Source organism: Leifsonia sp. L25, assembly GCF_050632895.1.
The window spans coordinates 270,157-293,932 of sequence record NZ_JBODRZ010000004.1; the positions used below are offsets into that span (position 1 = coordinate 270,157).

26 protein-coding genes and 8 pseudogenes are annotated in these 23,776 nt (G+C 71.0%); 19 read left to right on the forward strand and 15 right to left on the reverse strand.

Annotation, left to right across the window (positions count from 1 at the left end; genetic code table 11):
- Positions 1-124: 124 nt before the first annotated feature.
- From ACRAWC_RS22010 to ACRAWC_RS22025, 4 genes and pseudogenes are all read left to right on the forward strand, one after another.
- Complete coding sequence (locus ACRAWC_RS22010; protein WP_431349975.1) at positions 125-1,096, forward strand: carbohydrate ABC transporter permease; 972 nt, start codon at positions 125-127, stop codon at positions 1,094-1,096.
- Positions 1,093-1,980 (forward strand): carbohydrate ABC transporter permease, encoded by an 888-nt coding sequence (locus ACRAWC_RS22015; protein WP_431245963.1) that lies wholly within the window; start codon positions 1,093-1,095, stop codon positions 1,978-1,980. The genes ACRAWC_RS22010 and ACRAWC_RS22015 overlap by 4 nt, the downstream gene beginning before the upstream one ends.
- A 100-nt stretch (positions 1,981-2,080) precedes the next feature.
- Positions 2,081-3,316: pseudogene (locus tag ACRAWC_RS22020) on the forward strand (glycoside hydrolase family 1 protein); the annotation flags it as partial.
- A gap of 139 nt (positions 3,317-3,455) precedes the next feature.
- A pseudogene (locus tag ACRAWC_RS22025) lies at positions 3,456-4,479 on the forward strand (LacI family DNA-binding transcriptional regulator).
- Between the two features lie 71 nt (positions 4,480-4,550).
- On the opposite strand, the gene ACRAWC_RS22030 reads toward ACRAWC_RS22025, so the two are convergent.
- Complete coding sequence (locus ACRAWC_RS22030) at positions 4,551-4,736, reverse strand: CGNR zinc finger domain-containing protein (RefSeq protein WP_431349650.1); 186 nt, start codon at positions 4,734-4,736, stop codon at positions 4,551-4,553.
- A gap of 492 nt (positions 4,737-5,228) precedes the next feature.
- Between ACRAWC_RS22030 and ACRAWC_RS22035 the strand changes: the two genes are divergently transcribed.
- A complete protein-coding gene (locus ACRAWC_RS22035; RefSeq protein WP_431349651.1) occupies positions 5,229-6,215 on the forward strand; it encodes a hypothetical protein in 987 nt (328 codons plus the stop codon).
- A gap of 67 nt (positions 6,216-6,282) precedes the next feature.
- Positions 6,283-6,681: a hypothetical protein gene (locus tag ACRAWC_RS22040; RefSeq protein WP_431349652.1), complete on the forward strand. Its 399-nt coding sequence runs from the start codon at positions 6,283-6,285 to the stop codon at positions 6,679-6,681.
- A gap of 79 nt (positions 6,682-6,760) precedes the next feature.
- Here ACRAWC_RS22040 and ACRAWC_RS22045 read toward each other — a convergent pair whose 3' ends face one another.
- A complete protein-coding gene (locus tag ACRAWC_RS22045; RefSeq protein WP_431349653.1) occupies positions 6,761-7,012 on the reverse strand; it encodes a hypothetical protein in 252 nt (83 codons plus the stop codon).
- Between the two features lie 67 nt (positions 7,013-7,079).
- Here ACRAWC_RS22045 and ACRAWC_RS22050 point away from each other — a divergent pair, with 67 nt between their 5' ends.
- Together ACRAWC_RS22050 and ACRAWC_RS22055 are read left to right on the forward strand one after the other, a co-directional pair.
- Positions 7,080-7,334, forward strand: a complete 255-nt coding sequence (locus ACRAWC_RS22050) for an alpha/beta fold hydrolase (protein WP_431349654.1) — start codon at positions 7,080-7,082, stop codon at positions 7,332-7,334.
- Complete coding sequence (locus ACRAWC_RS22055) at positions 7,259-7,717, forward strand: alpha/beta fold hydrolase (protein ID WP_431350004.1); 459 nt, start codon at positions 7,259-7,261, stop codon at positions 7,715-7,717. Before ACRAWC_RS22050 ends, ACRAWC_RS22055 begins: the two co-directional genes overlap by 76 nt.
- 90 nt (positions 7,718-7,807) lie before the next feature.
- Here the strand turns inward: ACRAWC_RS22055 and ACRAWC_RS22060 are convergent, their stop codons facing one another.
- Positions 7,808-8,632 carry a phosphatase PAP2 family protein gene (locus ACRAWC_RS22060; protein WP_431349655.1) on the reverse strand — a complete coding sequence of 275 codons (825 nt, stop codon included), beginning with the start codon at positions 8,630-8,632 and terminating at the stop codon, positions 7,808-7,810.
- 249 nt (positions 8,633-8,881) lie between these two features.
- Between ACRAWC_RS22060 and ACRAWC_RS22065 the strand changes: the two genes are divergently transcribed.
- Positions 8,882-9,163, forward strand: a complete 282-nt coding sequence (locus ACRAWC_RS22065) for a hypothetical protein (RefSeq protein ID WP_431350005.1) — start codon at positions 8,882-8,884, stop codon at positions 9,161-9,163.
- 44 nt (positions 9,164-9,207) lie between these two features.
- Here ACRAWC_RS22065 and ACRAWC_RS22070 read toward each other — a convergent pair.
- Positions 9,208-10,063: pseudogene (locus ACRAWC_RS22070) on the reverse strand (DNA-methyltransferase); the annotation flags it as partial.
- Between the two features lie 738 nt (positions 10,064-10,801).
- Between ACRAWC_RS22070 and ACRAWC_RS22075 the strand changes: the two are divergent.
- Positions 10,802-10,978, forward strand: a complete 177-nt coding sequence (locus ACRAWC_RS22075; protein ID WP_431349656.1) for a hypothetical protein — start codon at positions 10,802-10,804, stop codon at positions 10,976-10,978.
- Between the two features lie 158 nt (positions 10,979-11,136).
- On the opposite strand, the pseudogene ACRAWC_RS22080 reads toward ACRAWC_RS22075, so the two are convergent.
- Positions 11,137-11,622: pseudogene (locus ACRAWC_RS22080) on the reverse strand (ATP-dependent zinc protease family protein).
- A 19-nt stretch (positions 11,623-11,641) separates the two neighbouring features.
- Between ACRAWC_RS22080 and ACRAWC_RS22085 the strand changes: the two are divergent.
- A complete protein-coding gene (locus ACRAWC_RS22085) occupies positions 11,642-12,910 on the forward strand; it encodes an ATP-grasp domain-containing protein (protein ID WP_431349657.1) in 1,269 nt (422 codons plus the stop codon).
- Positions 12,911-13,015: 105 nt separating this feature from the next.
- Here ACRAWC_RS22085 and ACRAWC_RS22090 read toward each other — a convergent pair whose 3' ends face one another.
- Together ACRAWC_RS22090 and ACRAWC_RS22095 are read right to left on the reverse strand one after the other, a co-directional pair.
- Entirely contained in the window at positions 13,016-13,201 is a 186-nt protein-coding gene (locus ACRAWC_RS22090; protein WP_431350006.1) for a hypothetical protein, read from the reverse strand.
- Between the two features lie 280 nt (positions 13,202-13,481).
- Positions 13,482-13,616: pseudogene (locus tag ACRAWC_RS22095) on the reverse strand (hypothetical protein); the annotation flags it as partial.
- Between the two features lie 49 nt (positions 13,617-13,665).
- Between ACRAWC_RS22095 and ACRAWC_RS22100 the strand changes: the two are divergent.
- On the forward strand, positions 13,666-13,938 hold the full coding sequence (locus ACRAWC_RS22100) for an NAD-dependent epimerase/dehydratase family protein (RefSeq protein ID WP_431349658.1): 273 nt from the start codon (positions 13,666-13,668) through the stop codon (positions 13,936-13,938).
- Here ACRAWC_RS22100 and ACRAWC_RS22105 read toward each other — a convergent pair.
- Positions 13,901-14,164, reverse strand: coding sequence for a hypothetical protein (locus tag ACRAWC_RS22105; RefSeq protein WP_431350007.1), 264 nt, complete (start codon positions 14,162-14,164; stop codon positions 13,901-13,903). The genes ACRAWC_RS22100 and ACRAWC_RS22105 overlap by 38 nt on opposite strands.
- Here ACRAWC_RS22105 and ACRAWC_RS22110 point away from each other — a divergent pair.
- A complete protein-coding gene (locus ACRAWC_RS22110) occupies positions 14,144-14,581 on the forward strand; it encodes a hypothetical protein (protein ID WP_431349659.1) in 438 nt (145 codons plus the stop codon). The genes ACRAWC_RS22105 and ACRAWC_RS22110 overlap by 21 nt on opposite strands.
- A gap of 83 nt (positions 14,582-14,664) precedes the next feature.
- Here ACRAWC_RS22110 and ACRAWC_RS22115 read toward each other — a convergent pair whose 3' ends face one another.
- From ACRAWC_RS22115 to ACRAWC_RS22135, 5 genes and pseudogenes are all read right to left on the reverse strand, one after another.
- On the reverse strand, positions 14,665-15,285 hold the full coding sequence (locus tag ACRAWC_RS22115; RefSeq protein WP_431349660.1) for an amino acid permease: 621 nt from the start codon (positions 15,283-15,285) through the stop codon (positions 14,665-14,667).
- Positions 15,282-16,307: an amino acid permease gene (locus ACRAWC_RS22120; protein WP_431349661.1), complete on the reverse strand. Its 1,026-nt coding sequence runs from the start codon at positions 16,305-16,307 to the stop codon at positions 15,282-15,284. The genes ACRAWC_RS22115 and ACRAWC_RS22120 overlap by 4 nt, the downstream gene beginning before the upstream one ends.
- Positions 16,308-16,369: 62 nt before the next feature.
- Positions 16,370-17,454, reverse strand: a pseudogene (locus ACRAWC_RS22125) (glutamate decarboxylase).
- Positions 17,455-17,966: 512 nt separating this feature from the next.
- Positions 17,967-19,088, reverse strand: coding sequence for an META domain-containing protein (locus ACRAWC_RS22130; protein ID WP_431349662.1), 1,122 nt, complete (start codon positions 19,086-19,088; stop codon positions 17,967-17,969).
- The gene (locus ACRAWC_RS22135) at positions 19,085-19,846 is read right to left on the reverse strand and encodes an alpha/beta fold hydrolase (RefSeq protein WP_431245977.1); all 762 of its coding nucleotides are present in this window, start codon (positions 19,844-19,846) and stop codon (positions 19,085-19,087) included. The genes ACRAWC_RS22130 and ACRAWC_RS22135 overlap by 4 nt, the downstream gene beginning before the upstream one ends.
- Before the next feature lie 96 nt (positions 19,847-19,942).
- Between ACRAWC_RS22135 and ACRAWC_RS22140 the strand changes: the two are divergent.
- Positions 19,943-20,345 (forward strand): annotated as a pseudogene (locus ACRAWC_RS22140) (ChaB family protein).
- A 14-nt stretch (positions 20,346-20,359) separates the two neighbouring features.
- On the forward strand, positions 20,360-20,524 hold the full coding sequence (locus ACRAWC_RS22145; protein ID WP_431349663.1) for a hypothetical protein: 165 nt from the start codon (positions 20,360-20,362) through the stop codon (positions 20,522-20,524).
- A gap of 239 nt (positions 20,525-20,763) precedes the next feature.
- Here ACRAWC_RS22145 and ACRAWC_RS22150 read toward each other — a convergent pair whose 3' ends face one another.
- A complete protein-coding gene (locus tag ACRAWC_RS22150; protein WP_431349664.1) occupies positions 20,764-21,024 on the reverse strand; it encodes a hypothetical protein in 261 nt (86 codons plus the stop codon).
- Between the two features lie 142 nt (positions 21,025-21,166).
- Here ACRAWC_RS22150 and ACRAWC_RS22155 point away from each other — a divergent pair, with 142 nt between their 5' ends.
- The 4 genes and pseudogenes from ACRAWC_RS22155 (at position 21,167) to ACRAWC_RS22170 (ending at position 23,054) form a co-directional block, all read left to right on the forward strand.
- The gene (locus tag ACRAWC_RS22155; RefSeq protein ID WP_431349665.1) at positions 21,167-21,517 is read left to right on the forward strand and encodes a helix-turn-helix transcriptional regulator; all 351 of its coding nucleotides are present in this window, start codon (positions 21,167-21,169) and stop codon (positions 21,515-21,517) included.
- A gap of 178 nt (positions 21,518-21,695) precedes the next feature.
- Positions 21,696-22,082, forward strand: coding sequence for a hypothetical protein (locus ACRAWC_RS22160; RefSeq protein ID WP_431349666.1), 387 nt, complete (start codon positions 21,696-21,698; stop codon positions 22,080-22,082).
- A pseudogene (locus tag ACRAWC_RS22165) lies at positions 22,079-22,351 on the forward strand (ornithine decarboxylase); the annotation flags it as partial. The gene ACRAWC_RS22160 and the pseudogene ACRAWC_RS22165, both read left to right, overlap by 4 nt.
- Positions 22,352-22,547: 196 nt before the next feature.
- Positions 22,548-23,054, forward strand: coding sequence for a hypothetical protein (locus ACRAWC_RS22170; RefSeq protein ID WP_431350008.1), 507 nt, complete (start codon positions 22,548-22,550; stop codon positions 23,052-23,054).
- 39 nt (positions 23,055-23,093) lie between these two features.
- Here ACRAWC_RS22170 and ACRAWC_RS22175 read toward each other — a convergent pair whose 3' ends face one another.
- Positions 23,094-23,450 carry a hypothetical protein gene (locus ACRAWC_RS22175; protein WP_431350009.1) on the reverse strand — a complete coding sequence of 119 codons (357 nt, stop codon included), beginning with the start codon at positions 23,448-23,450 and terminating at the stop codon, positions 23,094-23,096.
- Between the last annotated feature and the right edge of the window lie 326 nt (positions 23,451-23,776).

Below are 23,776 nucleotides of genomic sequence, written 5' to 3' on the forward strand. Positions count from 1 at the left end.
GGCGGGGGCCCGAACCACGGGAGAACCGCAATGACCACCACCGCCACACGGGAGACCGCACCCGTCACCCCCGCGACGCCGCGCGGGCGCTCGGGCCGCGGCGACCTCAGCTTTCAAGCAGCGGCTGAGCCGCTTCGATGTGAAGGCGTCGCCCTACTTCTACGTGGCGCCGTTCTTCGTCCTGTTCGGGCTCGTCGGCCTGTTCCCGCTCATCTACACGTTCGTCGTCTCGCTCAACAACTGGAACCTGCTGACCGGTCCGGGCGAATGGGTCGGCTTCAAGAACTACGCGACCGAGCTGAGCGATCCGTTCTTCTGGAACTCGCTGTTCAACACGATCAGCATCTTCCTGCTCTCGGCCATCCCGCAGCTGATCGCCGCCGTCTTCATCGCCGCCGTGCTCGACCAGAACCTGCGGGCGAAGACCTTCTGGCGCATGAGCGTCCTGCTCCCCTACGTCGTCACCCCGGTCGCGGTGACCCTGATCTTCTCGAGCGCGTTCGACGAGAAGTACGGACTGATCAACAACCTCCTCCAGGCGTTCCACCTCGACCCGGTGATGTGGAAGACCGAGACCTTCCCGTCGCACGTCGCCATCGCGACGATGGTGAACTGGCGCTGGACGGGCTACAACGCGCTCATCCTGCTGGCCGCCATGCAGGCGGTGCCGCGTGACATCCACGAGTCCGCCGCCCTGGACGGCGCCGGGTCGTTCCGCCGCTTCTTCTCGATCACGCTGCCGAGCATCCGCCCGACCATGATCTTCGTCATCATCACGGCCACGATCGGCGGCCTGCAGATCTTCACCGAGCCGAAGCTGTTCAACCCGTCGAGCGCGGTTCCGGGCGGTCCCCAGCGGCAGTACCAGACGACTGTGCTCTACCTGTGGGACATGGCGTTCAACCGGCAGAACTTCGGCAAGGCGTCGGCCATCGCCTGGATGCTGTTCCTGCTGATCGTGATCTTCGGCGTCCTGAACTTCCTGATCTCGCGCCGGATCGCCTCCACCGAGACCCGGCTGCACCGCAAGCGGACCGCGAAGCGCCTGCAGGCGTCGCGCATCCTGGCCGCATCGAGCGAGGAGAAGAACCTGTGACCGCCACCCTGCGCACCGCATCCACCCGCACGGCTCCCGCGCCTGCCCCCAAGCGCAAGGCGCTCGGCATCGACCGGCGCCCCGGCTTCCTGACCTACGGTATCCTGCTCGCGATCTTCATCGGCGGCGCGTACCCGCTGTGGTGGTCGTTCGTCGCCGGATCCAGCAACAGCACCGTTCTCACCTCCACGTGGCCGCCCCTGCTGCCGGGCGGGCAGTTCTGGACGAACGTGGGCCAAGTGCTCGACACGGTCCCCTTCTGGCTGGCGCTCGGCAACTCCATCATCGTGGCGTCGGTGATCACGCTCTCGGTCGTCGCGTTCTCGACGCTCGCCGGCTACGCGTTCGCCAAGCTGCGGTTCCGCGGCCGCGAGGGCCTGATGGTCTTCGTCGTCGGGACACTCGCCGTGCCGACGCAGCTCGGCATCATCCCGCTCTTCATGGTGATGAAGCAGTTCGGCTGGACCGGGACGCTCGGCGCGGTGATCGTGCCGACCCTCGTGACGGCGTTCGGCGTCTTCTTCATGCGGCAGTACCTGGTGGATGTGATCCCGGACGAGCTGATCGAGGCGGCCCGCGTCGACGGCGCGAACATGATCCGCACCTTCTGGCACGTCGGCGTCCCGGCCGCGCGGCCCGCGATGGCGATCCTCGGCCTGTTCACCTTCATGACCGCGTGGACGGACTACCTCTGGCCGCTGCTCGTCGCGCCGCAGAATCCGACGCTGCAGGTCGCGCTGAGCCAGCTGCAGTCGGCGAAGTACGTCGACTACTCGATCGTGCTCGCCGGGGCCGTGCTCGCCACCATCCCCCTCCTGATCCTCTTCGTCCTCGCCGGCCGGCAGCTCGTCTCCGGCATCATGGCGGGCGCGGTGAAAGGCTGAGAGATGAACCGCACCTGGCCCACCGGCTTCCTCTGGGGCTCGGCCACCGCGCGCCGCGCAGATCGAAGGCGCCGCCCACGAGGGCGGCAAGGAGGACTCGATCTGGGATGCCTTCGCGCGCGTCCCCAACGCGATCGCCGGCGGCGACACCCCGGAGGTGGCGGTCGACCACTACCACCGCATGCCGCAGGATGTCGCGCTGATGGCGTCCCTCGGGCTGCAGTCGTACCGCTTCTCCACGTCCTGGGCGCGCGTGAAGCCGGGGGACCGCACGGTCAACCGTGCCGGTCTCGCGTTCTACGACCGGTTGGTGGACGAGCTGCTCGGCGCGGGCATCCTGCCGTGGCTGACGCTGTACCACTGGGACCTGCCGCAGGCGCTGGAGGAGAAGGGTGGATGGGCGAACCGTGACACCGCGTACCGGTTCGCCGACTACGCGGTCGCCGTGCACGACGCGCTGGGCGACCGGGTGGACCACTGGACGACGTTCAACGAGCCGCTGTGCTCGTCGCTGATCGGGTATGCGGGCGGTGAGCACGCCCCCGGCCGGCAGGAGCCGCGCGCCGGACTCGCGGCGCTGCACCACCAGCACCTGGCGCACGGGCTCGCGGCGGCGGCGATCCGCTCGCGGGCGGCGCGCCCGGAGGAGCTCCGGCTCGGGATCACGCTGAACCTGACGACGGCGGTCCCGAACGATCCGGCCGACCCGGCCGACCCCGAGGCGGCCCGCCGCATCGACGGCCTGTGGAACCGCATGTACCTCGAGCCGCTGCTGCTCGGCGCGTATCCGGCCGACGTGCTGGAGGACGTGCGCGAGTACGAGTTCGACGAGCTGGTGCGCGAGGGCGACCTGGACATCATCGCGCAGCCGCTCGACTTCCTCGGCGTGAACCACTACCACGACGACAACGTCAGCGGGCATCCGGCCGGGGAGGACCAGCCGGAGCCGGTCGTGCCGACCACGCGGCCCACCTCCTCGCCGTTCGTCGGGAGCGAGTACGCGACCTTTCCGACGCGGCACCTGCCCACCACCGCGATGGGCTGGGAGGTCAACCCGACGGGCTCCGCGCCCTGCTGGTGCGGCTCACGCGCGACTACCCGACCCTCCCGCCGCTGTACATCACCGAGAACAGGGCCGCCTACGACGACGTCGTAGCGGAGGACGGCCAGGGTGCACGACACGGAGCGCGCGGCGTACATCCTCGCCCACATCGACGCCGTCGGCCGCGCGATCGACGAGGGTGCGGATGTGCGCGGGTACTTCGTGTGGTCGCTGCTCGACAACTTCGAGTGGGCGTGGGGCTACGAGAAGCGATTCGGGATCGTGCGCGTCGACTACGGGACGCAGGAGCGGACCGTCAAAGACTCAGGCAGGGCGTTCGCTCAGGTGATCGCCGGAGCGCGGACGGGGGGCGCCCTGCCTGAGGGCCGTCGCGTCGCGCGTCTAGCATGGACCAAAGCGACGAGGAGACGCGATGACGACCGAGCAGATCGCGGGCCGGGTGGTCCCGACCCTGGAGGCCGTCGCCGCGCGCGCGGGGGTGTCGCGCGCGACCGTCTCCCCGGGTGGTGAACGGGTCTCCGAAGGTGACCGCGGAGGTCGTCGCGGCCGTCGAGCGGGCCATCGCCGACCTCAATTACGTCCCCAATCGCGCCGCCCGCTCGCTCGCCTCGCGGCGCACGGCAGGTGGTGGCGCTGGTGGTGCCGGAGTCGACGGCGAAGGTCTTCGCCGACCCGTTCTTCGCGTCCATCGTGCAGGGCGTCGCGCTGAGCCTCGCGGACACCGAGTACACGCTCAACATGGTCATCTCGTCGGAGACGAACCCCGACAAGACGCGGCGCTACCTGATGGGCGGCAACGTCGACGGCGCGCTGGTCGTGTCGCACCACTCGGGCGATCACTCGTACGCGCAGCTGGGCGCATCCTGCCGATGGTCTTCGGCGGACGGCCGGTGAGCGAGACGGAGCACCTCTCGTACTACGTGGATGTGGACAACGTCGCCGGGGCCCAGGTCGCGACCGACCACCTCATCCAGAAGGGCCGGCGGAACATCGCCCTGATCACCGGCCCCCAGGACATGCCCGCCGGGCTCGACCGCTACACCGGCTGGAAGTTGGCGATGGATGCGGCCGGGCTCGATGCGACGCGGGTCGCCTACGGGGACTTCTCCCCGGCGTCGGGCCGGGAGGCCATGCGTCGCCTGCTCGCGGACGGGCGCCCGATCGACGGGCTCTTCGCCGCGAACGACCAGATGGCGGCCGGCGCGTGCGCGGCCATCCACGAGGCAGGGCTCAGCATCCCGGGCGACATCGCCGTGGTCGGCTACGACGACGACAGCTTCGGCCTCATGTCCACGCCGCCGCTGACGACCGTGCACCAGCCGTCGATCGGGCTCGGCGAGGCGATGGCGCGCGTGCTGGTGCGCCGCCTCGCCGGGGAGGCGGTCGAGCGCGTCACGCTGCTGCCGACGGAGCTGGTGATCCGCCAGAGCACGTGAGGCGGGCGGCTGCGCCCGGCGCCGAGTCGCCAGACATCATGTCACCACTCGACGCGCCAAAGCGCATCCACTCACCACTCGACGGGCGGACGGGCGGGACGGGCGGTCGGGCGGTCAGGCGGCTGGGGTTCGGCGGCGGCGCGCGCGGTGGCGGCGGCCTTGGCGCGGTCGCCGCAACCGGACATCCCGCACCAGCGGCGGTTGGATGCGCGGGAGACGTCCAGGAACGGCCGGGTGCAGTCCGTCCCTCGCACCACTTGAGGTGGGAGGCGTTCTCGGGGCGGAATGCGTCGACGGCCGCACGTGCGACGGCCGCCAGGCAGGCGGACAGATCACCTGAGGTGACGACCGCGCGGTCGGAGCTCAGCGTCGCGACGGGAACGGGCCGCGCGGCGTGGCGATCGAGCTCGCGCACGGCGTCGTAGTCCAGCGGATGCGCCGCGTCCGTGGTCAGCAGCGCCCAGATCGCGTCTCGCGCAGGCGGAGGGCGTCGCGGTGACCGGCCCCGTCGACGCAGGAGGCGCATCCACCACGCCGGCGTCGGCGAACCGCTGCGCCAGCGCTGCCGGTGTCGGTACGCGTTCCACCGCCGTCGTGCGGCGCTCGGCGACCGTCGCGACGAAGTCGAGGGCGAGATTGCCCGCCGAACTCGAAACCCACGTCACCATCTTGACAGGTGACGCGCGAGCGAGCAACGTAGCGGCAATGAGGGGCGGACCGGCGGTGTCTTCGTGTACGCGACTGCGGCGGTGGCGGCTCGGTCGGCCGACGCGGGAGCGATCGTCGCCGCTGTCCTCGCGGGCACGGCCGTGGCGGGTCCTGCCGCGGGCGGACTGCTGGCCGCCGCCCTCACGGTCCCGCATCTCGTCGGACCCCTCGCCGGACGGTTACTGGATGCGCGACGCCGGCCCGGGCCGGTGCTCGCCGCCGCCTTCGCCTGGTACGCCGTGTTCGTCGTCCTCGCGGCCGTTCTCCTTCCGGTCACCGTCGCCGGCGCCGCGCTCGCGCTCGCCGGTGCCGGATGCGCCGGTCCTCTTGTGACCGGCGGGCTGAGCAGCCGGCTCGCCGGGATCGTGCAAACCGAGGGACGCGCCCAGCGGCGGGGTCATGCACTGGATGCGCTGACGTACGGCGTCTCCGCAACGATCGGGCCCGCCGCGGTGGCGGTCGCGGCGACCACAATGAGCCCGTCGGGGGCACTGGCCGGTACCGCGCTCCTGCTGACCGTCGCCGCCGTCGTGGTGCTGTGGCTTCCGTCCGGGCGCGAACGCCGCTTCGCGCGCTGCGTCGGGCAGCGTTCTGCGTCTGCTCGTGGTCCACGCCCCTTGCGGCGGACGACCATCGCGACCATCGGCTCGGCGGCCGCCCTCGCCGCGGCCCCGGTCATCGCGACGGCGTTCGCCGCGCAGCGCGGGTCCGACCCCGCGGCCGCCGCCGTGCTCATGTCGCTCTACGGCGCCGGCGGTCTCGTCGCATCCGTCGTCCTCGTCGCACGCCCGCTCACGGGGGATCCGGAACGCCTCGTGCGCGTCGGCGTGGCGTTCGCGGGCGCCGCGCTGCTGCTGCCCCTCCTCGCTCTGCCGATGCCGCAGGCGGGGACTGCGATCGGCGGCGTCGCTTTCGCGCTGATCGGGGCGGCCAGCTCTGCGCTGCTCGCCGCGACGCTGGCCGCTCGCACGGAGTACTCTCCTGCGCGGGCGCGGCCGCCCGCGTCTTCGCGACCGTCGCCGGGGTGAAGGTCGGCGGGGCGCGCTTCGGTGTCGCAGCCGCCGGTCTCGTCGCGCCGCTCGGGCCACGGCCGTCGTGACGTCATGCGCCGCCGCGGTGTGCGGGCTGACGCTCGTCGCCGTCGCGGTGGACGCCGCCCTCGGCCGCGAGTTGCGACATCATGTCGCCACTCGACGCGCGAAGGAGCATCTACTCACCACTCGAGGCGCGAAGGAGCGCTCGGAGGCCGACCGATCCGCCACTGGACGCACGACGACGCCGGCTGCGCTGCGCGGGGCGGCGTACCGTCGCGGCATGCCAACGTATACCGCGACACGGCCGCTCGAGGGCGACGCCGACGAGTACTTCGACTACATCTCCGACCCGGAGAACCTGCCCGCCTACTTCCCGCGCGTGACCGAGGCGCACGGAGCTCCCGGACGGCAAGGTCGAGACGACCGCACATGTCGACGCCGACCGCGACGGCAAGGATGAGACGGTCACCTCCGAGGCGGAGTTCGACGTCGACCGCGCCGCCCGCGAGGTGACCTGGTCCGCTCCCGGCGCCGCACGACTACCACGGCTCGCTGCGGCTGACCGACGACGGGGTCGAGCTCACCATCCGCACGACACACGAGTTCGACGGGATGCAGCAGGCGCTCGACGGCTCGCTGGCGAAGATCGCCGAGAACCTGCGCGCCCAGGCCTGACCTCCCACGCCGACGTGTTCGAGGGTTTCGAGGTCGCCGACGTCGAGGTCGGGGATGCGCGCATCCACGTCCGCTTCCGCGGAGACGGTCCGCCCGTAGCGCTGCTGCACGGCCACCCGCGGACGGGCGCCACCTGGCACCGCGTCGCGCCCGTGCCTCGCCGGGAACGGCTTCACGGTCGTCGTGCCGGACCTGCGCGGCTACGGCCGGTCGACGGCGCCCGCGCCGCGTGCCGACCACTCCCAGGCGTCGAAACGGGCGATGGCGGACGACGTCCTCGCCCTGATGCGCACGCTCGGCCACGAGCGCTTCGGCTCCTCGTCGGGCACGACCGCGGCAGCTACGCGGCGTTCCGCCTGGCGATGGACCACCCGGAGGCGGTGGATCGCGTCGCACTGCTCGACTGCATCCCGATCGCGGAGCACCTCGATCGCATGACGCCCGAGTTCGCCACGCAGTGGTTCCACTGGTTCTTCTTCGCCCAGCCGGACGTGCCCGAGCGCGTGATCGGCGCCGACCCGGACGCCTGGTACCGCGGCGACCCGGATGCGATGGGGCTCGAGAACCTCGCCGAGCGGCGGGAGGCGGTGCACCGCCCCGCGGTCGTGCGCGCGATGCTCGAGGACTACCGCGCCGGCCTCACCGTCGACCGCGCCGACGAGGAGGCCGACCGGGCTGCGGGACGGAAGCTCACGATGCCGCTCCTGGTGCTGTGGTCGCTGCGCGACGACCTCGAGCAGCTCTTCGGCGACCCGCTCGCCGTCTGGCGCGACTGGGCGGTGGATGCGCGCGGCCACGGATCGAGAGCGGCCACCATGTAGCCGAAGAGGCGCCAGACGAGCTGGCCTGAGAGCTCGAGGCGTTCTTCCGAGCGTGAGGGTGAGTGGCGCGACGCGCCTGCGCTGATCCGGTCAGGCGAGCCGGCGGTACAGCCGGTTGCCCAGCGCCGCCAGCACGAAGCCCGTCGCGACGATCGCCGCCACGCCGCCGGCGTACGCGATGAACAGGTGCTCCGTCCCCGACTGCGTCGAGAAGTACGTGACGAGCAGGGCGATGATGGACCCGGCAGCGCAGACCGCACCCACCCAGACCAGCGGCCAGAGCTTGCTCCGCACCGGCGGCTCGGCGCCCGGCAGGCGCAGCCACGACAGCACGATACCCGCGAGGCACCCCCAGAACGCGACGACCAGCATCCCCGCGACCACATCGCTCGGCCGGTGCCACTGCTCCACGAGGGTGGACGCGCCGGCCGCGATCGTGAACACCGACCCGATCACCGCGGCCAGCGGCCGATAGCGCGGCGAGGCGAGCAGGAAGACGACGAGCGCGGCGGACGCGGCGACCGCGGTGTGACCGGACGGGAGCGAGTTGGCGAGCCCTACATCCACCCCCTTCGCGGTCGCGACAGGATGGTGTACTTCAGCAGTTGCGTGCTGACATTGGCCCCCGACCGCGGCTCCGACGGCGACCGCGAAGACCAGCCAGTTGCGCCGCACGAGCACGATCGCGAGGGCGGCCAGGGCCCCGATGGCGACGGATGCGGCGGGCAGCGCGTCGAGGAAGCCGCGCGCGAAGTCGATGACGTCGCCCTTCCAGGCATCTGCCCCGGCGAACGCCCGCTCGTCGATCACCTGCCCGATGTAGCTCTGCACGAAGACCAGGTAGACGGCCGCGAACAGCCCGGCCGAGACGAGCGCACCCCAGAGGAAGGGCAGGGCGCGGAGACTCGAACGCATAGTGCATCCACCCTTCCACAGACGACCCTGAGATTCCCGGACGAACGCCCAGGAAGGGGTAGAACTACGCTCGACGGCCGCCCGCGACCCGGCGTAGACCGGGCGCATGCGACGCATCACGAACACCATCGACATCGCGGCGCCGGCGCACGACGTGTACCTCGCGCTCCGCACGCTGGGCGCCTACCGCGCGCTGGCTCCGCCACTCCTCGTCTACCGCGGGACCCGGGTGGATGAGCGCGCGGCTACGTGGATACGACCACCGTCGGCCGGATGCGCGGGCGCCTGCTCGACGAGGATCCCGACCGTGCCTTGCACTTCCACCAGGCGCTGCCATCCGGAGCACTGGATGCGGACATCCGCTACGACGTCGCCGCAGCGAGTCCGGGTGTCACGCACGTCACGCGGGTCGGCGAACTCGCCACACGGGGCGTCTTCCGGGCGATGCAGCCGATGCTCGTGCGGATGGCGGCGGCCGAGAGCAGGAGGACCATGCGGGCGCTCAAGGCACACGTCGAGCATCCGGGATGAACCGGACGATCAGACGACGAAGCGGACCTCGGGCTCCGGCTCCGGCCAGGCCGGTCGCGCATCACGTCGATCGCCGCAGGGTTGCTGTCGACCAGCAGGAAGCGACGGCCCAGGGACGCGGCGACCGCCCCGGTCGTGCCGCTGCCCGCGAAGAAGTCGAGCACCCAATCCCCCTCGCGGCTGGACGCCTGCACGATCCGGCGCAGCACGCCCTCCGGCTTCTGGGTCGGGTACCCGGTCTTCGCGCCCGGTGGGCGACACGATGGTGTGCCACCACACGTCGGTCGGCAGCTTGCCGAGCTGCGCCTTCTCGGGGGTGACGAGGCCGGGCGCCATGTACGGCTCGCGCTCGACGGCCGCCGAGGTCGAAGTGGTAGGCCGCCGGATCCTTCACGTAGACGAGGATCGTGTCGTGCTTGGCCGGCCAGCGGTTCTTGGGCTTGGCGCCGTAGTCGCGTAGGCCCAGATGATCTCGTTGAGGAACGACTCGCGGCCGAACAGCGCATCCAGCAGCACCTTGGCGTAGTGGGACTCGCGGTAGTCCAGGTGCAGGTACAGCGTCCCGTCGTCGGCGAGCACGCGCCAGGCCTCGATGAGCCGCGGCTCGAGGAAGCCCCAGTAGTCCTCGAACCGGTCGTCGTAACGCAGCAGGTCGCCTTTGATGCGCTCGTAGCTGCGGCCCTTGAAGCCGATCACGCTGCCCGCACCGCCCTCCGAGCGGACGGAGGTGAGCGTCTGCCGCGCCTGCGGCCGCCCGGTGTTGAACGGCGGGTCGAGGTAGATCAGCCGGAAGGATGCGTCGGGCAGCCCGGCCAGCACCTCCAGATTGTCGCCGTGCGCGACGGTGCTCGGCGCATCCGGATGCCACAGCGGTCGGGCTGCGGGGACGGGCTGCGACATGCGTCCATTCTCGCAGCGGAGAGAATGGACTGTGCACAATCTCGGACTGCTCTTCGACGTCGACGGCCCTCGCGAGCCCGGTCACCCGCACCATCGCCATCCGCAGCATCGTGACCGACCTGGTCGCCATCGCCGCCGCGGGCGTGCCGATCGCGTTCATCACGGGCCGGTCGGGCGACTTCATCCGCAACCAGGTGGTGAATCCGCTCTGCGACGCGGGCCTCGGCGACGCGCTCGAACAGCACGGGGCACGCATGTTCGGCGTGTTCGAGAAGGGCGGCGCCTGGGCGCCCATCACGGGCGACGGGATGGGCGAGGTCACGGTCGACGAGACGGTCGCCTTCTCTCCCGAGGCGGTGGATGCGGTCCGCCGGCTGGTGCGCGACCGTTTCGCCGACACGATGTTCTTCGACGAGACGAAGCGCGCGATGATCTCGGTGGAGCAGCGCACCGACGTGGATGCGGACACCTACCGGGAGGCGCAGGGGCGGTTCGAGGATGCGGCGTTCGACGTGCTGACCGGGCTCGGCGTCGGCCTCCGCTACGGCTCGCGGGAGACGCCCGATGCGGACGGCGCGGTCCCGTTCCGCATCGACCCGACCATCATCTCGACCGACATCGAGTCGGTGCTGCTCGACAAGGACCGCGGCGCGCAGCGCGCCTTCGACTACTTCGCCGCCTGCGGACCGCTGCTCGCGCCGCTGGCGCTCGGTCGGCGACTCGCGGAGCGACTACAAGATGGCCGACTACGTGCACGACGCCGGCTACGAGGTCGCCCACGTGGATGTGCGCCCCGCGGACGGCGTGCTCGACCGGCCGTACCAGGTGATCACGATCGGCGACGCGATCCACGACGACGCGGGGGCGGAGTTCCTGGCGCACTGGCGCCGCGAGCTCGGGCTCGGCGAGGAGTAGGGCGGAGGCGGGCCGGCCGGCCGGTCGGTCGGTCGGAAACGGAGGAGTGCCGGGCCGTTGGCGCCAGCCGTCTCCTCCCTATCCCGACGCTCATCGGCGTGTCGCGGCGCGGCTTCCTCCCTTCCGCGGGCGCAGCGGCGGAGAGAGGCGCGAGGCCGTCAGCCGATCTCGCGCCCGCGGTTGCGGCGACGGATCTCGCGCGGCGGACGCCCGGCGAGGAAGCGACCGCGCCGGGTCCACCAGGAAGCCCTGCCGCAGCGCCTCCCGGCCCACCAGCATCCGAACCCCATCTGGTCGCGGTTCGTCAGCGTCGTCTCGGCCGTGACCCTCCGCTGCCCGAGCACCAGCTCGAGCAGCACCACGACGCGCTCCTCCGTGTGACCGGACGAGCTGCGCACCACGCGGCGGTCGTGCACCGCGCACTCGGTGGTGACCGCATCCCGGTCGGAGTCCTGCCAGGGGTGCACGCTGAACCGCACGCGGTCGCCGGGCAGCTCCTCGATATCGAAGGCGTGGAGGGAGGAACTGCGGGCTCCGGTGTCGACCTTCACCTTGATCCACGGCACGCCGATGCCGGGCAGGCCCACCCACTCGCGCCAGCCGACCGTGTCGGTGTTTAGATGCGGTGTCGGCCATTCCCCCATCTCTCGCAGGAGCTCCCCGGTGAAACTCGCCATCCTCTCGCGCGCCCCGCACGCGTACTCGACGCAGCGCCTGCGATCGGCCGCCGAGAGCCGCGGGCACACGGTCAAGGTCCTGAACACGCTGCGGTTCGCGATCGACCTCTCGGGCGACGAGCCCGACCTGCAGTACCGCGGCCGTCTGCTGTCGGACTACGACGCGATCCTGCCGCGCATCGGCAACTCGATCACGTACTACGGCACGGCCGTCGTGCGGCAGTTCGAGCAGATGGATGTGTACACACCGAACACCGCGAACGGCATCACGAACTCCCGCGACAAGCTGCGCGCCACGCAGATCCTGTCGCGCCACAACATCGGGATGCCCCGCACGGCGTTCGTGAACAGCCGAGCGGATGTGCGCATGGCGATCGAGCGCGTCGGCGGTGCTCCCGGTCGTGATCAAGCTGCTCGAGGGCACGCAGGGCATCGGCGTCGATCCTCGCGCCGGAGGCGAAGATCGCGAGGTCCATCATCGAGACGCTGCATTCGACGAAGCAGAACGATGCTCATCCAGAGCTTCATCTCCGAGAGCCGCGGCCGCGACATCCGCGCGCTCGTGGTCGGCGACCGGGTCGTCGCGGCGATGCGGCGGGTGGCGAGCGGCGACGAGTTCCGGTCGAACGTGCACCGCGGCGGCACCGTCGAGAAGGTCGCCCTGACGCCGGAGTTCGAGGAGGCGGCCGTGCGCTCCGCCCAGATCGTCGGTCTCCGGGTGGCGGGCGTCGACATGCTCGAGGGCAAGGACGGGCCGCTCGTGATGGAGGTCAACTCCTCGCCCGGGCTCGAGGGCATCGAGCGGGCGACCGGGCTGGATGTGGCCGGCGCCATCATCGACTTCATCGACAACCAGGTGGCGTTCCCCGAGATCGACGTGCGCCAGCGTCTCAGCGTCTCGACCGGGTACGGCGTGGCCGAACTGCTCGTGCACACGAACGCGGACCTGGTCGGCAAGATGCTGCGCGACTCCGGCCCTCGCCGACCGGGACATCTCGGTGCTGACGCTGCACCGCGGCACCTCCGTCATCCCGAATCCGCGCAGCGGCGTGGTGCTGGAGTCGGGCGACCGCCTGCTGTGCTTCGACGCCTGGAGGAGATGCGCTCCATGATCCCGGACCGCCGGAAGGCGACGAGCCAAGGTGCGCAAGCTGCCGAAGGAGGCGCAGGAGGCGCTCACCGAGGACTGAGCGCCCCGGAGTGGTCTGCGGCGTCAACCACGCGCTGCTGCGTGGTGCTGCATCCGGCATCCTGAGCACCGACGCCCGCCGACGCCCACCGCACGAGTGGTGAGTAGACGCGCCTTCGGCCGCCGAGTTGCGACATGATGTCGCCACTCGGCGGGAACCGGAGGAGGACGTCAGAAGAGGGCGCGGAACGCCGCGACCTTCTCCGCGACGAGCTCACGCAGGTCGAGGCGCTCGTCGGAGGTGACCCACCGCACGAACGCGAGGTGGAAGGCGGCCATAGCGGCTTGGGCGGCGACATCCGCCTCGGCAGGGCTCGAACCCCGGGCCTGCAGTGCGCGGGAGGCGGCGGACGTCACTGTGGCGAGCTTCAGGGAGTTCGCGCTCCTGGAGGCTGGGATTCGCCGCGATCACCGCCGCGCGGAGGCGCGGGAACTCGGGGTCTCCGCTCTCCTGCAAGAGGGTCGCCGCAGCATCCACTCCCGCGGTGGCCGCCTGGAGCGCCGAGGCATCGGAGGGCGCCGCTTCGATGCGCCTGCGAGCACGCCCGCCTGGAAGTGCGGCGAGCCGGCGAAGAGCACCTCTGCGCTTGTCCGCGAAGTAACGGAAGAAGGTCCGCTCCGTGACGCCGGCGCGCTGCGCGATGTCGGCGACGGTCGTCTGCTCGTAGCCCGGGTCGGCGAAGAGCTCGAGAGCGGCTCGCGACAACCGCCCCTGCGCGTCCGGCTGCCAGCGTCCCATGCTCCCCATTGTAGTGATGACAGTCGATGACATCGGTGCTGGTCGTGACGACAGTCACTGACATCAACGGAGGGAGCGCACCATGCGCGTATTCGTCACCGGAGCATCCGGATGGATCGGTTCGGCCGTCGTGCCGGAACTTCTCGCGGCGGGCCACGAGGTCGCCGGCCTGGCGAGATCCACGGCGTCCGCCGAGCGCCTGCAGGCCGCGGGCGTGGAGCCGGTATCGGGGATCTCGACGACCTCGACACCCTGCGCCAGGCGGCGACGACCGCCGACGCCGTCGTGCACCTCGGTTTCAAGCACGACTTCAGCGACTACGCCGCGTCCGGCCGGACGGAACAGGCGGTCATGACGACCTTCCTCGACGCGCTCGACGGAAGCGGCAAGCCGCTGCTCTTCGCCTCCGGCATCGCGGCGCTGGCGCCCGGGCGGCTCGCGACGGAGGAGGACCCGTCGCCGTTCAGCGGGCCGGACGCCCTCGCGGCGGCGTCGAGCCGCTCGCTCTCGAGGCCGCCGCCCGCGGCATCCACCCGGTCGCCCTGCGCTTCGCGCCGACCGTGCACGGGGCCGGCGACCACGGCTTCACGGCGGCGCTCGCCGGCATCGCCCGCGAGAAGGGCGTCGCCGGGTACGTCGGCGACGGCACGAACCGCTGGCCGGCCGTGCACCGCAGCGACGCCGCGACGCTCGTGCGGCTCGCCCTGGCGGACCCCCAGGCGTCACCGGTCGTGCACGCGATCGCCGAGGAGGGCATCCCGGCACGGCGCATCGCCGAGGCGATCGGCGACGCGGTCGGCGTGCCGGTCGCGTCGGTGGACCCGGGCGACGTGGACGATCACTTCGGCTGGATCGGGCGGTTCTTCTCGGCCGACATACCCCGCCTCCAGCGCACTCACCCGGCCTCGCCTCGGCTGGGAGCCGACCGGGCCGACCCTGCTCGAGGACCTCGCTGCGGGTGCCTACGCCGCTCCCGCCGCCGCCTGAGTGGTGAGTAGACGCGCCTTCGCCCGCCGAGTCGCGACATGATGTCGCCACTCGGCGGGACGAGGAGCGCGAGTCGGAGCCGGCCCCGAGGGCCTCAGGCGGGGGCGGTCGGAGCGGGCGGCGCCGGCGGGGCGCTCGATGTCCCGGGCTGGGCGGTCTCCGGCGCCGTCGCCCCGGGGTTGACCAGCACGTCGTCGAAGGCGGCCTTCTCCTGCGCGGTCCGCTGGTCCCAATGGGGCTTGCGCATCGCGTAGAAGATGAGCGGAGGCACGCCGAGGATGATCACGACGACCGCCACCAGCAGCGGATACGCCCATCCCGGCGCCCCCTGCGCGAAGCCCTCGGCGGCACGAATCCTGAGCGCGAAGGCCGCGAAGCAGGCGATGAAGCCGATGGTCGCGATCAGCCCCATGGCCGGAGTGCGGTACGTCCGGACGACCTGCGCGTGCGTACGCCGCAGCCGCATCGCCGCCGCGAACATCATCATGTACATGATCAGGTAGAGCGCGGCCGCCATATCCACCAGCAGGATGAACGCCGTGTTGATGTTCGGCACGAAGATGAACAGCGCCGCCAGCAGCGTCACGACGATCCCCTGCACGTTCAGGATGCCGACCTGCACGCCCGCCTTGTTCCGCCGCTGCAGGAACGTCGGCAGGTACCCGGAGCGCGCCGCCGCGAGCAGACCGCGGGACGGACCTGCGATCCACGTCACGACCGAGGCGAAGGCTCCCAGCGCGATGTGAGCAGCGAGATGACCGGCGTCGCCCATCCCATCCCCCAGGCGTCGAAGTACGTCTTGAACGCCAGGTTGATCCCCGTGGTGAGCCCCAGCTCCGACGACGGCACCGCGACCGAGATCGCGATCGTCGGGAAGATGAAGATGCCCAGGATCAGCAGGGAGGCGATGAGCACCGTCTTCGGGTATCCGCTCCCCGGATTCTTCAGGTCGTTCGCGTGCACCGCGTTGACCTCCATGCCGGCATACGCGAGCACGTTCGACACGATCAGCACGATGGAGGCGATGCCCGTGAACGGCGGGATGATCGCCGACGCGGTCAGCGGGGTCTGGCTGCCCTGGCCCGTCCCGAGCCAGATCGCCCCGAACACGATCAGCAGCAGGCCCGGAAAGATCGTGCCGGCGAGGCCCGACCACGAGCCGACCTTGGCGAACAGGTTGCCCCCGCGCAGGGTGATGAACGTCGAGAACCAGTAGATGACGAGGATGACGATCGCCGTGCAGAAACCCGAATTCGCCAGATTCGGATCGAGGAACACGAACGCCAGCGACGCCGCGATGAACGCGATCTGGGTCGGGTACCAGACCACGTTCTGCACCCACTGCAGCCAGATCGCCTGGAACCCCCACTTCTCGCCGAACGCCATCCGCACCCAGGTGAAGACGCCGCCCTTCCAGCCGGTCGCGAGCTCGGCCGCGACCAGGGCGACCGGGATCAGGAAGAAGATCGCCGGGATGATGAACAGCGTCACCGACCCCAGGCCGTAGCCGGCCATGGCGGGAGTGCTGCGCAGCGAGGCGACGGCGACCACGGTCAGCATCGCCAGCTGCGTCAGGCTCATGAACTTGGTGGCGGTCGTCGCGGGCGAGCCGATGGCGGGCTTGTGCGGCACCGAGGCGAAGGGATGCGGCTTCACGTGCTCGGGCGACGGCGCGGTCGTGCCGTCCGCCCGGGTCGGCGCGGCGCCGGCCCTGCCGGGTTCGCTGATTGCGGTCATGTTCTTTCTCCCGCTCTGGTGGGGCGCGCGTGCGCCGATTGTTCCGACCGCCCATGCGGCGATCAGTGGGTGAAGGAGCTCGTCTGGCCCTCCGTGGGCATCGGGCTCTCGAGGCGGTCGAGGTAGTCCACGGCCTCCTGGATGTCGACGACGAGCGACTCGGCCAGGTTGCGGCTGAGCCCGTTGCGGACGACGATGCGCTGGACGGTCAGGTCCGTCAGGTCGTCCGGCATCGGGTAGGCGGGGATGAGCCAGCCCTTCAGCCGCAGCCGCTCGGACAGGTGGTACAGCGTCCACTTGTCGGTGTGGCCCTTCTTCAGCTGCCAGGCGAACACCGGGATGTCGGAGCCGTCGTTCCACAGCTCGAAGGCCGGCATCTTGGCGATCTCTCCCGAGAGATAGAGGGCGACGTCCTGCGACGCCTTCTGCACGCGGTAGTAGCCGTCCCACCCGAGCCGGAGGAACAGGTAGTACTGCAGCAGCACCTGTGCGCCGGGCCGCGAGAAGTTGAGTGCGAACGTGGGCATGTGGCCGCCGAGGTAGGTCACGTCGAACACCAGGTCCGCGGGCAGGTCGGCGGCCGTGCGCCACACCACCAGCCGAGTCCGGGATACACGAGGCCGTACTTGTGGGCCGACGTGCTGATGGAGACGACGCGGTCGACGCGGAAGTCCCAGGCGAGGTCCTTCTGCAGGAACGGGGCGATCATGCCGCCGGACGCGCCGTCGACGTGGATCTTGATGTCGAGACCGGTGTCGGCCTGGATGCGGTCGAGCGCCTCCGAGATCTGCTGCACCGGCTCGTACATGCCCGTGTAGGTGACGCCCATGATGGCGACGACCCCGATGGTGTTCTCGTCGACGTACTTCTCGAGGTCGTGGCCGTCGAGCACCTTGTGCTCTGCGGGCTGATCGGCACGTACCGCGCCTCGACGTCCCAGTAGTTGCAGAACTTCTCCCAGCAGACCTGCACGGCGGCTCGACATGACGAGGTTCGGCTTCTCGGTCGACTTGCCTGCCGCGCGGCGGGCCTGCTGCCAGCGGCGCTTCAGGGCCAGGCCGCCCAGCATGCACGCCTCGGACGAGCCGATGGTGGAGGTGCCGATCGCCTTCTCCGGGTCCGGCGCGTTCCACAGACCGGCGATCATCTTCCAGCAGCGCGTCTCGATCGCCGCGGTCTGTGGGGTACTCGTCCTTGTCGATCATGTTCTTGTCGGCCGACTCCGCGTAGAGCCGGGCGGCGTAGTCGTCCATCCAGGTGCCGACGAACGTCGCCAGGTTGAGGCGGGCGTTGCCGTCGAGCATCGACTCGTCGTGCACGATCTGGTACGCGGTCTCCGGCAGCGACTCGTCATCCGGGATGCGGTCCACGGGCAGGTCGGTGTCCTCGCCCGGGCGGGCGAAGATCGGGTTGAGCTGGGTCCGGTCGCTGATACCGGTGTAGGCCGTGGCGGGCAGCTGGTCCGACGCGGTCCGCTCCTTCGACTCCGCAATGGTCATGAGCTTCACTCCTCCGACGGCACGGGAAACGGTTCGTGCGATGCGGGCTCGCGCCGCTCCGCCGCGCCTGTCGTGCCGTCGCCGGGCGTGGCAGGGCACACGCTAATCACCCGGTGAACGCTCGCGCTAGACAGAGAATCGGCTACCGCCGGTGAGGCTCTCACGAGCCGGAGCGCTTGAGCGTCCCGATCGTGCTGCCGCCGTCGTCGAGGACCGTCATGGTGCTGCCGGAGACGTTCCCGGTGGCGGCCTTGCTCAGCCAGGTGTCGACGCCCTCGCACGCCTTCATGGTGGAGGCGATGGCCCCGAAGGTGATCTGGTCGCCGTCGATCTGTCCCTTCCCGGTGAGCTGGTTGCAGCCGTCGGTCCCGGAGAAGGTGCCGTCGTTCTGGATGTCGAGGTTCGGCTGGCCGGACGCGGTCGACCCCCAGCGGCCGACGACGGCCGCCCCGCTCGGCGTGCCGGCGCACCCCGACAGAAGGGAGCACGGCCGCGAGGACGGCGGCGGCGCGGTGGACGCGTGGGTGCTGCAGCATGGTCCCTCCCGGGTCTCGCCCGAAGGGCAACGCCGCGACGGCGGGGCGCGACAGGGGTCAGTCCGCCGGGGCGAGCAGCCCTCGTCGACGATGGCGAGCAGCTCCGGCCGTGCGAGGATGCGGAAGTGGCCGCCGACGTCGAGCTCGATGTTGCGCGCACCCTCCAGCCGGCTGCCCTCGGGCACGTGCGGGTCGAACCAGCCCCAGACGGAGGTGATCTGCGCGTTCACCGCGCGGCTGAGCGCGAGCCGGAGCAGCCCGGGCGTGTTCGGCATCAGCGCACGGACGCTGGAGAGCGGGATGAAGCGCGCCAGCGACGAACCGGCGTACGGGGTGGCGACGGTCAGTGCCGACCGGATGCGCGGGCCGGAGTCCGGCATCCCCATCAGGTACTTGGCGACGAGCCCGCCCTTGCTGTGGGCGACGATGACGACGCCCGTGAGGTCGTGCTCCTCGAGGTGCCGGGTGACCAGGGCGGCGGCCTCGGGCACCGACATCCGGTTGTCCTCCAGCGCCGTGACGACGTGCACCGGATGACCGGCGGCGTGGATGTGCTGCGCGAGCGGTCGGAGAAGCGCCAGGTCTCGAAGATGCCCGGCAACAGCACGACGGGCGCGCGGTGCATCCTCGCCGGCGACCAGCGCATCCGGTGTCCCCCGGTCGAGCAGCGCGCGCAGCTGGTAGCGGCCGGCGTAGAGGTAGTCGAGGGCGAAGACGCCCGCCCTCCGCAGCCAGGTGCGTCTCATCGGGCGACCGCCACACCGGCGATGAGGGAGGCGGTGCGCCACGGAGCGCCGTGCATGACCAGGTGCGCGACATCCGGGACGCTCGCCGCACCCCCGCCGGACCGCTGCGCAAGTTCGCCCACCCAGTCGTCGCGGGCGATCGGATCGCGGCCTCCGCGGACGACGACGACCGGCACCTGACAGCGCTCCAGCTCCCGCTCGGTCTCGAACCCGAGCATGCCGGGCAGCGTGGCCAGGTACCAGCGGAGGCCGCAGTGCAGGTAGTCGCCGATCACGATCCGGTTGCCGCGCGCGTCCTCCCGGAAGATGTCGATGCCGAGCAGGAGGCCGGCCTTCAGCGGATTGCGGTCCTGCGGGGCCATCACCGGCCCGAGCAACGCCAGCCCGCGGACCAGGTCGGGACGTCGCTCGGCGAGACGGATGGCGATCTGGGTGCCCATCGAATGCCCGACGATGACAGCGTCGGTGACGCCCAGCGCGTCCATCGCGAACGCCACCGAGTCGGCGAACTCCTCGAGGGACGGACCGCGCCGCGGCCGTAGCGGGCGCGCTTTGCCGAAGCCCGGGAGGTCGACGGCGATGACGCGGCCCTCCTCGGCGAGCGCCGGCACCAGCCGCTCGAAGTACCGCGAGCTGACGCCGATCCCGTGCACGAGCACGAAGGCGGGCGCGACGGACGCCGTGTCGCCGGGCTCCGCCGTGTCGACCGTCACCACGGCGACGGGCTTCGGCGCGGGCTCGCGGTCGTCGGCAGTCACCACTCCAACGTACCCACCCCGGTTGAAAAGCACCGGGAGAGGGGTAGCTGTGAGAAGTACTAGCCCCATCCGCACAGGAAGGAGTACCACAGGATCATGCCCGCATCACAGGAGCTCCCCTCCACCCTCGAGCGGTCGGAGAAGCACGCGCAGGCACTCTGGTCGAAGGCGCACGACTCCGCGGTGAAGGAGTACGGCGAGGGCGAGCGCGCCCACCGCACCGCGTTCTCCGCGTTGAAGCACGAGTACGAGAAGGTCGGCGACCACTGGGAGCGCAAGGCGAAGAACGGCCCGTCCAGACACCAAGGCGGCCGGCGGCCGGGGCACGAAGGCCCAGACGCAGGAGGGCGTCGACGCGAACGCCTCCAAGGCGCACCTGCTGGATGTCGCCAAGCGCCTCGACATCTCCGGCCGCACCCGCATGACCAAGGACGAGCTCGTCGACGAGATCAAGAAGGCCAACCGGCGCAAGACCGCCGCGAAACGAAAGAAGGGCTGACGACATGGGCGAGCGTGATCGCGTTCATCCTGTGCTTCCTGCTGTTCCTGGTGGGGATCTTCCTGCTGGGGCTCGCGGACACGCTGCCCGCCTTCCAAGGGCTGGTCTTCTTCGCCGGCATCCTCTGCATCGCGCTGTCGTTCGGCATCCCGGTGCACGTGCTGGGCCACGCCGACTGAGCACAGGTCGTTCTGCCCATTGTCAGGGCACCGCTGTAGGTTGAGCCCCATGTCCGACATCACTCGGCTGCAGAGCCGCACCACCGACCCCGCGGAGGCCGACGCCCTCCTCGCCGCGGCCGGCGGGCGGTTCGCCTTCGCGACCGAGCCCGACGCCGGTTTCTCCTTCGACGTCGACCAGGTGACCGACTCGTCATTCTCGGTCGCCCGCTACGCGATCGGCGGTCAGTGGGAAGACCTCAGGCGAGTTCGAGGACTTCTGCATCGTCACGGTGACCCGGGGCGACTACCGGTGGGACATCGACGGGGAGCGCGGCGTCGCCACGCGGACGCCGTTCCTGATCCGGCCGGGCCACGACTTCGCGTGCGAGGCGGAGGAGAGCGACATCGTCGACGTCTTCCTCTCCCCCTCCGTGCTGCGGGATGTCGCCCGCACCGCCTACGGCGACGAAGACCTCGCAGTGGTCTTCGACTCCCCGCGCCCGATCAGCGATCAGCACGCGGACTACTTCCTCACTGCCGCGACCGTGGCCGCCGAGTACATGGACGCGGGGACGTTCCGTCACCCGCTCGTCCGCGCCAGCCTGTTCCACACGCTCGCGCTCGCGACCCTGAAGTGCTTCCCGCTCACCGGTGATCCGCGTGAGCGCTACGCTCAACCCGGCGGGCCAGCGCCGCCGCTACGAGCTCGGACGCCGCTACGTCGAGGACAACGCCTCGCTGCCCATCACCGTCGGCGACATCGCCCGCGCGGCCGACGCCACGATCGCCCAGCTGGATGCGGCCTTCCGCACCCACGCGGGCACGAGTGCGCGCGGGTACCTGCTGCAGGTGCGCCTCTCCGCCGCCCACGCCGACCTGCTGGTCTCGGACTCCACGTCGAGCGACCTCGCCGACCTGGCCGCCCGGTGGGGCTTCCCCGACGTCGATCGCTTCGCACGCCGCTACCGCGACGCGTACGGCGAAGCGCCGACCATGACGCTCGCACACTGACCTCGCGCGCCGAGGGCACGACGGCAACCCCTGCCCCAGCCCGGAAGCCGGTGTACCGAGAACGGTATGGATCACAACGAAGCGCCCGTGCTCGACGCCCTCGCCGAGTACCACCGGCTCGACCGCTACGGTTTCACGCCCCCGGGCCACCGGCAGGGCCGCGGCGCGGGATGAGCGCGTGAGCGCCGTGCTCGGCGGAGCGCTGCGCGAGGATGTGCTCGCGACGGCCGGGCTCGACGACCGGAAGTCGTCGAACGGGTACCTGGCCGCGGCCGAGGAGCTGATGGCCGACGCGGTGGGCGCCGACAGGGCCTTCTTCTCCACCTGCGGCAGCTCCCTCTCGGTGAAGGCGGCCATCCTCGCGGTCACCCGCGGCGAGGGGGAGCTGTTGATCGGGCGCGACGCGCACAAGTCGACGGTGGCCGGGCTCCGTTCTCTCCGGCCTGCAGCCGCGGTGGGTGCACTCCCGTTACGACGAGGAGCAGCACATCGCGCATCCACCGGGACCGGAGGAGTACGAGCGGATGTGGCAGCGCTACCCCGAGCGCATCCGCTGCGGTGGTGACCAGCCCGACGCCGTACGGCACGTGCGCCGACCTGCAGGCGATCGTCGACGTGTGCCACTCGCGCGGCAAGCCGGTCATCGTCGACGAGGCGTGGGGTGCGCATCTCCCCTTCCACGACGACCTGCCGACGTGGGCGATGGATGTCGGGGCCGATCTCTGCGTCGTCAGCGTCCACAAGATGGGCATCGGGTTCGAGCAGGGATCCGTCTACCACCTGCAGGGTTCACTCGTCGACCCGGTCCGGCTCTCCCAGTGCGCCGACGTGCTGGCGACCACCAGCTCCAGTGTGCTGCTCTACGCCGCGATCGACGGCTGGCGGCGCCAGATGGTGCAGCACGGGCGCAGCTGCTCACCGAAGCGCTGGCCCTCGACCAGCGGACCCGGGATGCGATCGAAGGCATTCCGGGACTCCGCTGCTCCGGGACGAACTGCTCGCCGAGGAGGCCTCGCACGACCTCGACCCGATGCACGTGCTCATCGATGTGAAGGGGCTCGGGGTCTCGGGCTACCAGGTGGCGGACTGGCTGCGGGCCGAGCACCGGATCGACGTCGGGCTCAACGACCACCGCACGCATCGAGGCCACGCTGTCGATGGCCGACGACGAAGGAGACGACCGGGCGCCTGCTCGACGCGCTGCGCGAACTCCCGGATGCCGCGGCGAGTTGGCCGAGCCTCCGGCGGTCTCGCTTCCGACCGCGCGCGAACTCCAGCCCGTCATCGCCCAGTTGCCCCGCGACGCGTTCTTCGGCCCGGTGGAGACGGTGCCGGCCGCCGAGGCGGTGGGGAGGTCGCCGCCGAGCAGGTCACCCCTACCTCGGGCATCCCGGCGCTGATGCCGGGCGAGGTCATCAACAGGGCGATCGTGGACCACCTGCGCACCGGTCTCGCCGCCGGGATGGTCATCCCCGACGCGGCGGACGCGAGCCTCGAGACGTTCCGCGTGACGCGGAGCCTGCCGCCCGGGGCGTGACGCGCCTCTCCGCCGTCATCGAGTGGTCCCGTCGCGCCGCTACGGATGGTGCCGTGACGGCTGTCCAGGACCACTCGATGCGCTGTCAGCGGCGTCGCTCGCTTTGAGACGGCCGGGCGCGGGCGAGGCCCAGGCGAGGGCAGCATCGCCGCGACGACGGAGGCCGCGGTCGCCGCGAGGAACGGCCCCGGCGCGCCGACCGACATCCCCCGAACGCCCGCGATCGCGGTGCCGGTCGCCTCCCATGAGGCCGGCCGTGTTGGAGCCAGCCGAGGGCCTCGGGGTGGACGACTCGGGCAGCGCGGCGGACACCATCGCGTACAGCGCCGCGAGGGACAGGGCGAAACCCAGCCCCGACAGGAACAGCACGCCGTAGAGCAGCGGGATGCCGGGCACCAGCCCCGCGGCGGCCGTCGCGACCGCGACCCCGCCGAGGCCACGGCCGCCAGCCGCGCGGTCCGATACGCCGGTGACCGAACGCGATGCCCCCGATCAGCGGGCCGAGGCTGGTCACCGCGATCGCCAGGCCGACGAAGAGACGCTGTCACCGTCGAACCGCGCCACCAGGGCGATCTCGAGCGCGGCGAGAAGGAGGCGATCAGCGCGAAGCTCGCGGCGGCGGCCAGCCGGACGGCGCGGGTCAGCAGCACACCCGGCCCGGCCGCGGCCTCGCCTGCGCGGGAGACCCGGACACCGGCGATGTGCGGCGCGAGCAGGAACCA

Bases quoted from the DNA above. Each gene is read 5' to 3' on its own strand.
- ACRAWC_RS22055 (WP_431350004.1), top strand. From the start codon at position 7,259: ATGGACCACCCGGAGGCGGTGGATCGCGTCGCACTGCTCGACTGCATC.
- ACRAWC_RS22060 (WP_431349655.1), bottom strand. From the start codon at position 8,632: ATGCGTTCGAGTCTCCGCGCCCTGCCCTTCCTCTGGGGTGCGCTCGTC.
- ACRAWC_RS22075 (WP_431349656.1), top strand. From the start codon at position 10,802: ATGGCCGACTACGTGCACGACGCCGGCTACGAGGTCGCCCACGTGGAT.
- ACRAWC_RS22100 (WP_431349658.1), top strand. From the start codon at position 13,666: ATGCGCGTATTCGTCACCGGAGCATCCGGATGGATCGGTTCGGCCGTC.
- ACRAWC_RS22120 (WP_431349661.1), bottom strand. From the start codon at position 16,307: ATGACCGCAATCAGCGAACCCGGCAGGGCCGGCGCCGCGCCGACCCGG.
- ACRAWC_RS22130 (WP_431349662.1), bottom strand. From the start codon at position 19,088: ATGAGACGCACCTGGCTGCGGAGGGCGGGCGTCTTCGCCCTCGACTAC.
- ACRAWC_RS22170 (WP_431350008.1), top strand. From the start codon at position 22,548: ATGCACGTGCTCATCGATGTGAAGGGGCTCGGGGTCTCGGGCTACCAG.